The organism is Pseudoalteromonas sp. BSi20495 (assembly GCF_000241185.1).
GTDB classification, from domain to species: Bacteria; Pseudomonadota; Gammaproteobacteria; order Enterobacterales; family Alteromonadaceae; genus Pseudoalteromonas; species Pseudoalteromonas fuliginea.
This window is the reverse complement of sequence record NZ_BADY01000017.1, coordinates 33,096-46,206: the sequence shown is the minus strand read 5'-3', so window position 1 is coordinate 46,206 and position 13,111 is coordinate 33,096. Positions and strand designations below refer to the sequence as shown.

Here is a 13,111-nt window from a genome sequence, read left to right as displayed (position 1 = left end):
GAACAAGTAATGAGTATTGAAAAAATCTTAGCATCGGCACCAGTGGTGCCAGTGGTTGTAATCGAAAAATTAGAAGATGCTGCACCACTTGCTAGAGCGTTATATAACGGCGGTTTAAAAGCCTTAGAAATTACACTACGTACACCAATTGCCGCAGAAGCTGTAAAGATAATGAAAGCGGAAGTACCAGAAGCATATGTTGGCACTGGAACAGTTGTAGATAAAGCAAGCTTTGATCTTTCAGTGGCTGCGGGTGCTGATTTTATGGTGAGCCCAGGTGTTAGCGATGAGCTGATTGCTTTAGCAAAAGAGTCAGATATACCATTTTTACCAGGCGCTGCAACGGCGAGTGAAGTTATGCAGCTTGCGTCGCATGGTTTTAAGTTTTTAAAATTCTTCCCTGCAGAAGCCGCGGGCGGAACAGCAATGCTTAAATCAATCGGTGGCCCATTACCACATATTACTTTTTGCCCAACTGGCGGCATTAGCCTAGCAACTGCACCTAATTATTTAGCGCTTAACAACGTTATTTGTGTTGGTGGTACTTGGATGCTAGATAAACAACTAATTGAAAATAAAGACTGGCAAGCAATTGAAGCGCTTGCTCGCCAAGCAAGTGAACTTAAATAGGAGTCTAAAATGATTAATGTAGCAATTAACGGTTATGGCCGTATCGGTCGCAATGTATTACGTGCACTTTACGAGTCAGCTCAAAACAACGAAATTAAAATTGTCGCAATTAACGATTTAGCACCAGCTAACGTAAATGCACATTTAACGCAGTATGACTCAGTTCATGGTATTTTTTCTAAAAAAGTAACACTTGAAAACAACACTATGCTAATTGGTGATGACGTAATTACGTTAACGCAAGAGCGTGATCCTGCAAACTTACCGTGGAAAGAGCTAAACGTAGATATCGTTTTAGAATGTACTGGTTTTTTCACTAAACGTGATGACGCTGCTAAGCACATTACTGCAGGCGCTAAAAAAGTAATCGTATCTGCTCCAGGTACTGGTTTAGATGCAACAGTAGTACATGGTGTAAACAGCGACGTAATTAATGCTGATAGCAATATCATTTCTAACGCTTCTTGTACTACTAACTGTTTAGCGCCAATTGCAAAGGCAATTAACGACACTGTAGGTATTGAACAAGGTAGCATGACAACTATTCACGCTTACACCAACGATCAAAACTTATCTGACGTTTACCACCCAGATTTATACCGTGCGCGTAGTGCAACTCAATCTATGATCCCAACTAAAACAGGTGCTGCGGCAGCTGTTGGTTTAGTATTACCAGAACTTGCTGGTAAATTAGACGGTATGTCGGTACGTGTACCTACAATCAATGTTTCTTTAGTTGATTTTACGTTTATCACTAAGCGTGATACGACTACAGAAGAAATCAATGCAATCATGAAAGAAGCATCAACGGGTTCAATGAAGAGTATTTTAGAATATAACGAGCTTCCGCTTGTTTCTATCGACTTTAACCATAACCCAGCGTCGTCTATCTTTGATGCAACGCAAACTAAAGCCAATGGCAAACTAGTTAAAGTAATGGCTTGGTACGACAACGAGTGGGGTTTCTCAAACCGCATGTTAGACCAAGTTAAAGCATTAGGTCAGTACTTATAATTGACCTTGTAAAAGTTTAGCTTTATCCAACCAAGCCACGCATTGCGTGGCTTTTTTGCGTTTGGTTTATCTGTATATTTGCAATTCAAAATTAGCAGGGAACTATTTGTATTTTTTATACCCTAAATTTTGTTAATATGTGGGTGTGTAAATCAATGGAATTTCGTTGTATTTAATCAACTCAACGACGCAAGGAATAATAAAAATGATCAGAGCTTTATCGCGAAAAGTATTTCGCACAAATCATCTTCAGATAGGTGAGGGCAACATAAGTGGCTACATAGCCTGCTTTTTAGCAATACTGAGTTGCTTAGGCGTATTAGCGTTTCACTTCCCTGAATACTTAACCACACCAGAGCTGAGAAAAAGCTACAGCGTCGACTTTTTACGTCAGCTTATGTTTGCATCATTATTGGTCTCGGGTAGTCTAGGATTACTTAACTTTGTGCGTAATACCAATAAGCGTTTAGGGGCTACAGCGTGGTTTTTTATTTTACTCGCTATCATGTTTGGCGGACCAAACGTTGAAGTAAACGAATTTGCTACCGACACACCTTATATAGGGCTTGATTGGTTTATTTTAGATTTACTCGGCTCAACACTTATATTTATTGTGATTGAAAAGTTATTACCTCATCGTAAAGATCAAAAAATATTACGTAGCGAATGGCGAGGCGATTTAAACCACTTTTTTGTAAATCATTTAATTATTGGTTTTGTATTACTCGTTACTAACCACTTTGTGCATTATGGCTTTGGCTGGGCTGTATCATCTACAGTACAAGGCTATATAGAGCAAACACCCTTTGTAGTGCAGTTGTTTTTAATAATACTTGTGGCAGATTTAATGCAGTATTGGGTGCATCGTGCCTATCACGAAGTCCCTTTATTATGGCGCTTTCATGGCGTACATCACAGTGCTAAAGAAATGGATTGGTTAGCGGGCTCTCGCCAGCATATTCTTGAAATACTCGTAACGCGCAGCTTAGTGCTCACGCCTATATTTGTACTTGGTTTTTCACAGCAAATAATTAGTTTGTACGTAATAATTGTGGGTTTACAGGCTGTGTTTAACCATGCAAATGTACGTGTGAAATTTGGCTGGCTAAAGTATTTTATGGTTACACCGCAATTTCACCATTGGCATCATGCGTCAGATAAAGCCGCGATTGACCGAAATTACGCTGCACATTTTTCGTTTTTAGATTACGCGTTTGGTACTGCTGTTAAAGGCCAAAAAGAGTGGCCACAAGCGTATGGTGTAGTCGGGGATTACATGCCCGTAGGTATGCTTAAGCAACAGATTTACCCGTTTAAGCGCACTAAATAAGTTCGGAAAATCCGAATAAACATAAATTAAAAGCGAGCAAGGTGTTACATTTTGCTCGCTTATATTATTAATATTAAATTTATTTTAGCTCTGCTAATAACTCAGTAAATGTAGGTCTTTGATTTAATGTAGGTTGCATGGCATATTTTGCCATATCGGACATTTTAACAAAGAACGCACTTTGCCTATCATCGCCAGTTACTGTGCCTAATAAGTCTTCAATTAAACACCCTAATGCACGTACTTCAATTAACTCGATTTGCTTTTGTTGATAATCACTTAACATGACTAAGTTTGTGGCTGCACCAAAATCACCAAATAAAACATCAGCATCTTTGTTTATCATGGTGTTATGTGCATACACATCGCCATGACTTACTTTACGAACATGCAAGTGATGCAGCGTACTTACCATTTGCTGTACAATTTTTAAAATAGCTTGAGTTGAGTAATGGCAATCATCATTAAAGGTATCACGCGTACAGGTTTCAAGGCTTGGAGGCAGGCCTAAATTAGCGAAGCTTTTATCTATTAGCTCCATCACTAAACCTAGCTGATCACTTTGTTCAATGTAGGCAAGGACTTTAATTAAATTAGCGTGATCGCCTGCTTGTAAGCAGCAATTCACTTCATCAAGCGGGTAGCCGTCGCTGGTAATTGCGCCTTTAAATAATTTAATCGCTATAGCGTTATCAGCCGATTTTGCTAAGTGAATAACGCCTGATGCACCTTGGCCAATAACATGACTAAGCGTGTAATCGTTAAGAAGTTTATTTTCTAAGCTGCATTTTGTAAGGCACTGGGCTTTATTAAAATCGTTACCTGCAAACGCAAGCCAAGCAAGTTTAGGCAGGTCAAACAGCCAGTCGTCTACATGTGTTAAGTTATTGGCAGAGAGCCTAACAAGCTCAAGGCTTTTACACTGCGCCATGCTACTTGGCAGTTGCTTAAGTCGATTGCCTGCAAGCGCAAGCTTTTTAAGCTGGGTATAATTACCAAAATCTTCAGGCAATTCGTTTAACGTATTATCGGTGAGTATTAGCCACTCAATATTTTTTGGCAGGCTGTTTAAAGCAAATTCAGAAATTTGGTTACCTTTAAACGCGACCATAATCAAAGCAGGGCATTTAGCCAGCACAGCAGGAATATGCTTAAACTGATTAAACGATAAAAACACACGCTTCAGGTGTGTTAAACAGGCAAATTCATCAGGTAGTGTTGATAAGTTATTATTTGATAAATCGAGAACTTCAAGCGTGTCAGCTAAGCTAAAAATTTCTTCAGGAAATGTCGTTAGCTCTTCTACTAATTGCAGGCGAGTAGCACCAACAAGTTTGCCACTTTTAAGCTCTTTAAGGGAGTTCATATTAATACCATGTTCTAAAAATGAAAAAGCCAACATAGCTGTTGGCTTAAAGTCGTTCTAACTTACTAAATTGCTCTTTAGAATTGCGCGTTATGGTAAACGTTTTGTACGTCGTCGCAATCTTCTAACATGGCTAAAAAGCGTTCCATAACTTCAACGTCTTCGCCTTCAATCGGCGTTTCAATTTGTGGCACAAAGCTAATTAGGTCTTCGTCAAATTCAGTCACGCCCATTTCTTCAAGCGCTGTACGTGTATTGTTGTACTCTGTATGAGGAGCAAAAACAGTAACTTTACCGTCATCTACTTCTACGTCAGTTACATCAACATCAGCCATCATAAGAGCTTCAAGTACTGCTTCGTCGTCATCACCGTCAAATACAAAAATAGCAAGGTGATCAAATAAATGTGAAACAGAGTTTTGAGCGCCAATTTTAGCATTTGCTTTGGTAAAACAAACACGTACATCAGCAAAGGTACGCTTGTTGTTGTCTGTTAAACAGTCAACAATAATCATACTGTTACCAGGGCCGTAACCTTCGTAACGTGTTGCTGCGTAGTCTTCACCGCCGCCGCCTTTTGCTTTGTCGATTGCGCGGTCAATAACGTGTGCTGGTACTTGGTCTTTTTTAGCGCGTTCAATTAAACGACGTAATGATAAGTTACCATCTGGATCTACACCGCCGTTTTTAGCACAAATATAAATTTCTTTGCCGTACTTAGAATAAACTTTAGTTTTAGCACCCGCAGTCTTAGCCATTGAATCTTTTTTGTTTTGGTAAGCTCTTCCCATCTGCGTTTCGCCTTAATATATGTAAATAATAGAATAAAATTATAATGCGTATTCTAAAGGTAAATGCATTCAAGGGCTAGTAAGTATTAAAACAGATTAAAACGGTAACGTTTAAAGTCCATCTAAAGTGTATTTTATTAATGGGATCATCGAGGGTTCTAGACGTTGGAATTATATCTATTATGTGTAAATTTAATTCAATAAAAAAGCAACCTGTATAACAGGTTGCCTTACTAAGTAATAAAAAGTAAGTGTAACTTACCAAATACGCACACGTTCATCTTCAGGAAGGTATAACGCATCGCCTGGTTTTACATCAAACGCTTTGTACCATGCATCGTGGTTACGTGGCGCCTGTGCTCTAAAGCGACCTGGAGCATGTGTGCCACCACGAAGTTGGTTAAGCATACTTTGCTCAGTACGTTTTTCTTTCCATACTTGTGCCCACGCTAGGAAGAAACGTTGATCGCCAGTAACACCGTCAATAACAGGCGCTTCTTTACCATTTAAACTCAGCTTGTACGCGTGATAGGCCATTGATAATCCACCTACATCACCAATGTTTTCGCCAAGGCTATTTCGACCATTAACAAAATTACCTTCAATTGGCTCGTACTTACTGTACTGCGCAGCCAGTTGTTCGGCTTTTTTGTCAAATGCAGCGCGGTCAGCATCAGTCCACCAGTTACGTTGCACACCGTTTTCGTCTGATTTTGAACCTTGGTCGTCAAACCCATGACCCATTTCGTGACCAATTACAGCGCCAATGCCGCCATAGTTTACAGCCGGATCAGCATTTGGATCGAAAAAAGGTGGCTGTAGTATCGCAGCCGGAAATACAATTTCATTAAACGAGCTATTGTAGTAAGCGTTTACGCGTTGTGGCGTCATGCCCCAGCGGTTACGATCTGTTTTTTGTAGCTCTTTTTCAACACTTTCTGCGTGGAAAAATTCACGCATGTTTTTCACATTACCGATTAAATCGTTTTTAGTAATGCTTAAACCATCATAAGACTGCCAAACATCGGGATAACCAATTTTTGGTACAAATGCAGCCAGTTTAGCGCGCGCATTTACTTTAGTTTCATCGCCCATCCACTCTAGGTTATCAATACGTTCACCAAGAGCTGTTCGAAGGTTTTCAACCAGCTCTGACATTTGTTGTTTTGATGATTCAGGGAAGTAACGTGCTACGTATATTTTACCAATAGCAAAACCAAGCGAACTTGTGCCTGACATTTGACTTATTGCACGTTTCCAACGAGGGCGAGGCTCTTGTTGTCCGTTTAGTTCTTTACCAAAAAAAGCAAAGTTAGTATTAAATACGTCTTCTGATAGTAAACCTGCGTTACCGCTAATAGCGTGATACGTTAGGTAGTCTTTCCATACTGCAATATCTTCTTGATTGATTAGCTCAATCATCGCTTTTATAGGTTCAGGTTGAGAGACATTTAACTGAGGTACTTTATAACCTGTTTGCGCAAAATATAAATCCCAGTTAAAACCAGGATAAGCAGTGCTTAAATCAGCGCGTTCAATTTGGTTTAGCGTTAAATCGCGATTACGGCGCTTTTCACGAGGCCAATGACCTTGTGCAATTTTGGTTTCAAGATCAACAATTGCTTGAGCACGCTCTGCGGTATTTTTTACTCCTGCAAACTCAAGCATGTCAGCAATGTGAGCAACATAAGCTGTACGGGTTTTAACAAAGCGCTCAGCGTCTTCAAGGTAGTAAGAACGATCGGGTAGGCCTAAACCACCAGCACCTAGTGACATTTCATATTTATTAGGGTCTAGGCGATTAAACCACATGCCGCCGCCAAAAGGGGCTTTATTACCGGTTAACCAAGACTTACCAAACATCTCAGCTAAATCGTCGGTCGACGATATATCATTAATTTCACTTAATAATGGCTTGATTGGCGCCACACCTAGTTTATTAAGTGTTTCGGTATCCATGTAGGCGTTGTAAAAATCAGCAACGAGTTTTTCTTCTGCGTTTAAATCTTTGCGTGCTGCTATTTCTTCAATAATAGCTTTAACATCGTCTTCGCTTCGCTCAGCTAATCCAGAAAATGCACCATAGCGGGTTTTATCTGCAGGCATTTCGTAGTTGTCATACCACGTGCCGCTGGCATACATAAAAAAGTCATCGCCTGGTTTAACGGCTTCGTTACGGGCTGTTAGATCAACACCAAAACTACCTAACTCTGCTTTTTCTGTCACTGCTGCAGTGGCTACTTTAGGTTGTTGCTCTTCTGTTTTTGTTGTTTGCGGCTCTGAACAACCGGTAATAAATGTGGCAGCTAATGCTGCGGCAATTAAACTCTTTTTCATTACTTACTCCTGAGTATCACTGATTGAATTAAAGCAGCAGTGAATCATTTTTATTGTTACGAATATTTAACTTATCGATTGTTATTGATATTAATCAGACAAACAAACCTTTTGAGGTGAATCACCACAGTGCTCGATAAAACTAATATAGGAGAAAAGAGAAAGGCTAATAGGTTCTATAAACGCTTTATTTAGCTCGAATACTTGAAAGTATCCGAGCTAAGAGGGGTTACACTCTATTTACTTTTTATGCTGAAGCTCCCACATACGGGCATATTCTCCGGCGATAGTAAGTAACTCATCGTGCTTACCTTGCTCAATAATTTGTCCGGCTTTGAGCACAATAATGGTGTCTGCATCGGTAATAGTAGATAACCGATGAGCAATAACAATACTCGTATGGTTACTGGCAACTTCACGCATTGCTGCGAGAATTGCTTGCTCAGAATGAGAGTCGAGTGCAGATGTTGCTTCATCAAAAATTAAAATAGGGGACTTTTTCAAAATGGCGCGGGCAATGGCAATACGCTGTTTTTCGCCGCCGGATACTTTTAAACCGCGCTCGCCAACCAGTGTTTTATCGCCTTTATCAAGTGTGCCTATAAAGTCTTTTAAATGCGCCATAGCAATGGCTTCATCAATTTCAGCATCGCTTGCTGATGGTCTGCCGTAAGCGATATTTTCACGAATCGTGGTGTTAAACAGCACGGTGTCTTGCGGGACTATTGCAATGGCTTTTCGTAAACTATTAAGTGTTACTGAGTTTATTGCTTGATTATCGATACTAATTTCACCACCGCTTACATCATAAAAACGATAAAGCAGTCGCGCTAATGAACTTTTACCTGCCCCACTGGCACCAACAATGGCTACTTTGCTGCCTGCTTTAACATTAAAGCTAAGATTATTAAGAATAGGGCGATGCGCATCGTAACTAAAACTTACATTATTAAATGTTATTTCACCTTGTCTAATATTGAGTTCTTTAGCATTAAGTGCATCGGTTATTTGTGGTTTTTTGTTAAGTAGTCCAAGCATGTTTTCAAGGTCGGTTAGCGCGCGTCTTATTTCGCGGTACACAAAACCTAAAAAGTTAAGCGGTAAAAACAACTGAATCATATACGCGTTAATCATCACAAGTTCACCAATAGAAAGCGTACCTGCAACTACCTCGGTTGAGCCCAACCACATTAACGCGGTAATAGCACAAGCAATAATAAGTGCTTGGCCTGAGTTGAGGGCGAGCAACGACATTCTATTTTTTAAACGGGCTTTTTCCCAGTTTGCTAAAAATGTGTCGTACGTTTTTGCTTCAAACTGCTCATTATTAAAATACTTTACAGTTTCATAATTAAGTAGGCTGTCTATGGCGCGGGTATTACTTTGATTGTCGGCAGCATTTGCTTCTCTAATAAAGCGGTTTCTCCACTGGGTAACAACCACCGTAAAGGTAATATAAATAGCAACTGCCAATAATGTAATAAGCGCAAACCAAACAGAAAACAACGTGCCAAAAATAATCGCAACAGTCAGTATTTCAAATAAAGTAGGCACAATGTTAAACATTAAAAAGCGCATTAAAAAACTTAACCCGCTAGTACCGCGTTCTATATCGCGGCTAATACCGCCAGTTTGCCTGTCTAAATGAAAAGCCAGCTCAAGTGAGTGCAAATGCTTAAATACCTTTAAACCAATATCACGCATGGCGTGCTCGGTTACGCGAGAAAATACAGCATCTCTTATTTCACCTAAAAATACGCTAGCAAAACGCAGTGCACCGTACATTAATAACAATAAAGCGGGAATAACTAACAGTGGGTTAATCGACTTATCTACAGAGTCTATTATTTCTTTAAGCGCCCAAGGCATTAACAGCGTGGCACCTTTTGCGCCAATAAGCGCCATAAGTGCAATAAAAACACGGCCTTTAAATTTTGTAAGGTAGGGCCACAGTGTTTTTACACTTTGGCGTAAATTCATGGCGTCTGGTCGTTTTTCTGTGCTTTGTCTGGGGCGCATTAGCGATCTCTGTTAAAACTAAATACTTAATTAATAAGCATTGTATTTTAAATGCTTGCCCTTATATACTACGCATCCCTTATTTTAGTTTTAAAACGTGAATGTTTAAATTTAGAGTGTTTTTAACTGCCTTTTTGCTACTTGCTGCACTTTTTAGTGTGCAGAGCAATGCTATGGGCGCCTCACAAAATTTAAATATTACTGTTAGTACGCAGGTTTCGCTTACTGATATTGGCGATTTAACTAAAATACAGCCTATTAGTAAGTCTGTAGATACTTCGCAACATAAAAAAACGCATCAAACCGATTTTGACGCGCACCAACCAAGGTTAACTGCCAATAATTCATCATTGTTTTTGCACACTGTTCAAAGTGAGCCAGAATACGATGTGGTTTTTGAATTTTTTGCTCAAAATCTTGTTAGGCATATATTCTTACGACCAAGAGCGATTAATCCTATACAGCCTTGGTATACGCTTGTAACTAATAGTAAAAAGTCGCGCTTGAGTGGCTGGAAAGACGTAAACTTACTCTACAGAGCTGTAACTACCTACCACGCTTAATTTTCCTTATTTAATTTTATTAGGTTTTAACTTTTAAAGTTTTAGCCTGCAGATTAATTGTGCTTTTAAAAAGTACGTTGCTAGCTTTGCTGGCAATAAGGATTCAACATGTTAAGTTTTAAAAAAGATAAAAAGCCGTCTACGGCTAAGTTCAAATTAAGCTATATAGCCATGCTAATAGTATTGGTTTTATTAGCTATTAGCGCATTACCAAATTTATACCCAAATAAATCGTGGTTGCACGTAAGTAATACGCCGCACAGCGAAACGCAATCTTTACCGAGCACTAAAACGCTAGTTACTTTTTTGAATAACCAAGGGCTTGAGGTTGAGCAGGGTTTAGATAAGCAATCGACTATTAATGTACTTTTAAACGAGCCAACTAAAAGCGCTCAGGCGCAAGCGGCTATAAAAGCGCAATATCCAAACACGCAAGTAAAAATTGTTGAGCATGCAACCAGCCCTACATGGTTACAAGATTTTGGTTTATCACCAATAAAGCTGGGCCTTGATCTAAATGGCGGTGTGCTATTTGTACTAGACGTAGATTTAGATAAAGCCGTTGATGAGCAATTAGTCAGTGCGTATCAACAAGCTAAATCAATCATCATTAAGCAAAAAGCACATGGCGTAAAAGCGCAGCAAACTCAGCACGGGTTTGAAATAAACGCATTGCCTAATGCAACCGACAAGTTAACCCCAGTTATTGAAGAGCTACAAAGCCGATTTGCTAATTTAGCCGTTGTAACAAGCAATAACGGCAGCGTTAAAACTGCCAAATTTAGTTATTCAGAGCAAGGCCGCAGCAGCTTTGATAAAGAAGTAATGGGGCAAACCCTCACAACCCTTCGTTCACGTATTGAAGAGTTAGGCATTACCGAAGCGGTAACACAGCGCCAAGGAAAGCACCGCATTCGCATAGAGCTACCAGGCGTGCAAGATCCAACCGAAGCAAAACGTATTATTGGTGCAACAGCATCGCTTGGTTTTTATCAATTAAAAGAAATTGGCGGGCAAACATTTAATATGCAATCGGGCGGAACCATAAAGCTCGATCCTGTGCCAATTTTTACAGGGGACCATATTAATAATGCAAACATAGGCCGCGACGATTGGGGTAAACCACTTGTACAACTAAGCCTAGACGGCCAAGGCGGGGATGCAATGTCGGCGTTTTCAAAAGCCAATATTGGTAAGCCAATGGCGACGGTTTACTCTGAGTACTCTCAAAATGCTAAAGGCGAAGTAGTTAAAAAAAGCGAAGTTATTAACGTTGCCAATATTGCTCAGCATTTAAGTTCGCATTTTAGTATTACCAATATGAAAAGCCAACAAGCGGCAGCCGATCTGGCATTATTACTACGTGCAGGCTCGCTTACAGCACCCGTTACAATTGTGCACGAACAAACAATAGGGCCAAGCCTCGGCAGCGAAAATATTAGTAATGGCTTAGCCGCGCTTATGTTAGGTATGGGTATTACCCTTGCATTTATGGCGCTTTGGTATCGTCGTTTAGGCCTTATTGCAAACGTGGCACTTATATTAAATTTAACGTCGCTTGTGGGCTTAATCTCATTATTACCAGGGGTTGTGTTAACCCTGCCGGGTATCGCTGGCCTGGTGCTAACCATAGGTATGGCGGTAGACACTAACGTAATAATATTTGAACGCATTAAAGAAGAACGTCGCCAAGGCCGTGCACCATACCAAGCTATTCAAGAGGGGTATAAACAAGCCGCAAATACAATATTTGATGCCAATATAACCACCATGATCACCGCACTTATTTTATACGGCATAGGCTATGGGCCAGTTAAAGGTTTTGCCATTACACTCGCACTGGGGCTTTTAACGTCTGTATTTACAGGTGTGTACGTATCAAAAATATTAAGCCAAACGTTGTATTTAAAAATGGGTAAAAAAGTAGGAGAAAAAGCACATGCTTAACACTTTTTTGAAAGGTGAAAAGGGTACACGTTTACGTTTTATTGGCATGCTTTTAAGCGCTATATTAGTGCTGCTATCAGTATTTACGCTTACGCAAAAAGGTTTAAATTTTGGCCTAGATTTTACCGGCGGTTATTTAACTGAGTTTACAACCAGCCAAAGTGTTGAGCTAAAAGAGCTTCAATCGTTTATTGCTAAAAATCACAACGGTGAGTTTGAGCTAACCGCGCAAGGTAATAGTCATTTTCAATTAAGAGAAGCGCCAAGTGCATCAACTACATCAACAGCAGCAGCTAATAGCCTTGATTGGCAAAGCGCCGTTACACAAAACGATGATATAAACGCACAGGTGTTATCGTCAGCTTATATTGGCTCACAAGTGGGCGATGAGTTATTTGATCAAGGTTGTTTAGCCATGTTTGCTGCAATGATTGCAGTAATGATTTACCTTGCAGTGCGTTTTGAGTGGCGCTTAGCCGTTGGCTCTGTGGTTGCGCTAGTGCACGATTTAATACTCGTACTTGGATTATTTTCACTATTACAAATTGAATTTAACCTAACCGTACTGGCAAGTTTACTGGCTATTATTGGTTACTCACTTAACGACTCAATAATAGTAGGGGATAGAGTACGCGAGCTTTTACGTGTTCAATCAAACAATGTACTTAGCCCAGCGACTATTATTAATAATGCGATTAAAAGCACACTAACGCGCACCTTAATAACGTCGGGTACCACACTTGCAACGGTTGCGAGCGTTTGGTTGCTTGCAGGCGCACCACTGCAAGGCTTTGCTATAGCATTATTTACCGGCATTGTAGTGGGTACGTTCTCGTCTATTTGTATAGCGGCAACCTTGCCGGAGCTATTGGGTTTAAGCGCTAAAAACTACGAAGTTAAAGTAGATGCCCACACGCAAACATTATTAGATATGCCATAAGGTTTTTAATAAAGCACAAGCAAAGAGCTACACCAACTAACGGCTCTTTGCTTGTTTAATGTTTATTTAAACCCCGCACAAGTATTCCCACCTAACTTGCGGGGTTTAAAACAATGGTTTTAAGCCTCGCAAAAATGTTAAACTAGCGGCCTTATTTTTACAGCCTGTATTGTA

General features: G+C 40.0%; 10 protein-coding genes. 6 read left to right on the top strand and 4 right to left on the bottom strand.

What is annotated here, in order from left to right:
* Positions 1–9 precede the first annotated feature (9 nt).
* The 3 genes from eda to P20495_RS17395 all read left to right on the top strand — a co-directional run bounded on the left by eda (position 10) and on the right by P20495_RS17395 (position 2,974).
* Entirely contained in the window at positions 10–630 is a 621-nt protein-coding gene (gene eda, locus P20495_RS17385; RefSeq protein WP_008134055.1) for a bifunctional 4-hydroxy-2-oxoglutarate aldolase/2-dehydro-3-deoxy-phosphogluconate aldolase, read from the top strand.
* A gap of 9 nt (positions 631–639) precedes the next feature.
* Positions 640–1,644, top strand: coding sequence for a type I glyceraldehyde-3-phosphate dehydrogenase (gap, locus tag P20495_RS17390; RefSeq protein WP_007375359.1), 1,005 nt, complete (start codon positions 640–642; stop codon positions 1,642–1,644).
* A gap of 205 nt (positions 1,645–1,849) precedes the next feature.
* Entirely contained in the window at positions 1,850–2,974 is a 1,125-nt protein-coding gene (locus P20495_RS17395; protein WP_008134053.1) for a sterol desaturase family protein, read from the top strand.
* 79 nt (positions 2,975–3,053) lie between these two features.
* Here P20495_RS17395 and P20495_RS17400 read toward each other — a convergent pair whose 3' ends face one another.
* The 4 genes from P20495_RS17400 to P20495_RS17415 all read right to left on the bottom strand — a co-directional run bounded on the left by P20495_RS17400 (position 3,054) and on the right by P20495_RS17415 (position 9,487).
* Positions 3,054–4,376, bottom strand: a complete 1,323-nt coding sequence (locus P20495_RS17400) for a leucine-rich repeat domain-containing protein (protein WP_008134051.1) — start codon at positions 4,374–4,376, stop codon at positions 3,054–3,056.
* A 41-nt stretch (positions 4,377–4,417) separates the two neighbouring features.
* The gene (locus P20495_RS17405; RefSeq protein ID WP_008134050.1) at positions 4,418–5,131 is read right to left on the bottom strand and encodes a YebC/PmpR family DNA-binding transcriptional regulator; all 714 of its coding nucleotides are present in this window, start codon (positions 5,129–5,131) and stop codon (positions 4,418–4,420) included.
* A 258-nt stretch (positions 5,132–5,389) separates the two neighbouring features.
* Positions 5,390–7,468: a M13 family metallopeptidase gene (locus P20495_RS17410; RefSeq protein ID WP_008134049.1), complete on the bottom strand. Its 2,079-nt coding sequence runs from the start codon at positions 7,466–7,468 to the stop codon at positions 5,390–5,392.
* A gap of 240 nt (positions 7,469–7,708) precedes the next feature.
* A complete protein-coding gene (locus tag P20495_RS17415) occupies positions 7,709–9,487 on the bottom strand; it encodes an ABC transporter ATP-binding protein/permease (protein WP_008134048.1) in 1,779 nt (592 codons plus the stop codon).
* A gap of 101 nt (positions 9,488–9,588) precedes the next feature.
* Here P20495_RS17415 and P20495_RS17420 point away from each other — a divergent pair, with 101 nt between their 5' ends.
* From P20495_RS17420 to secF, 3 genes are all read left to right on the top strand, one after another.
* Positions 9,589–10,050, top strand: coding sequence for a hypothetical protein (locus tag P20495_RS17420; protein ID WP_008134047.1), 462 nt, complete (start codon positions 9,589–9,591; stop codon positions 10,048–10,050).
* A 108-nt stretch (positions 10,051–10,158) separates the two neighbouring features.
* Positions 10,159–11,997 (top strand): protein translocase subunit SecD, encoded by a 1,839-nt coding sequence (gene secD / locus P20495_RS17425; RefSeq protein WP_008134046.1) that lies wholly within the window; start codon positions 10,159–10,161, stop codon positions 11,995–11,997.
* Positions 11,990–12,937: a protein translocase subunit SecF gene (gene secF / locus P20495_RS17430; protein WP_008134045.1), complete on the top strand. Its 948-nt coding sequence runs from the start codon at positions 11,990–11,992 to the stop codon at positions 12,935–12,937. Before secD ends, secF begins: the two co-directional genes overlap by 8 nt.
* Positions 12,938–13,111: the final 174 nt, after the last annotated feature.

Bases quoted from the DNA above. Each gene is read 5' to 3' on its own strand.
- P20495_RS17405 (WP_008134050.1), bottom strand. From the start codon at position 5,131: ATGGGAAGAGCTTACCAAAACAAAAAAGATTCAATGGCTAAGACTGCG.
- secF (WP_008134045.1), top strand. From the start codon at position 11,990: ATGCTTAACACTTTTTTGAAAGGTGAAAAGGGTACACGTTTACGTTTT.
- P20495_RS17400 (WP_008134051.1), bottom strand. From the start codon at position 4,376: ATGTTGGCTTTTTCATTTTTAGAACATGGTATTAATATGAACTCCCTT.
- gap (WP_007375359.1), top strand. From the start codon at position 640: ATGATTAATGTAGCAATTAACGGTTATGGCCGTATCGGTCGCAATGTA.
- secD (WP_008134046.1), top strand. From the start codon at position 10,159: ATGTTAAGTTTTAAAAAAGATAAAAAGCCGTCTACGGCTAAGTTCAAA.
- eda (WP_008134055.1), top strand. From the start codon at position 10: ATGAGTATTGAAAAAATCTTAGCATCGGCACCAGTGGTGCCAGTGGTT.
- P20495_RS17395 (WP_008134053.1), top strand. From the start codon at position 1,850: ATGATCAGAGCTTTATCGCGAAAAGTATTTCGCACAAATCATCTTCAG.
- P20495_RS17410 (WP_008134049.1), bottom strand. From the start codon at position 7,468: ATGAAAAAGAGTTTAATTGCCGCAGCATTAGCTGCCACATTTATTACC.
- P20495_RS17420 (WP_008134047.1), top strand. From the start codon at position 9,589: ATGTTTAAATTTAGAGTGTTTTTAACTGCCTTTTTGCTACTTGCTGCA.
- P20495_RS17415 (WP_008134048.1), bottom strand. From the start codon at position 9,487: ATGCGCCCCAGACAAAGCACAGAAAAACGACCAGACGCCATGAATTTA.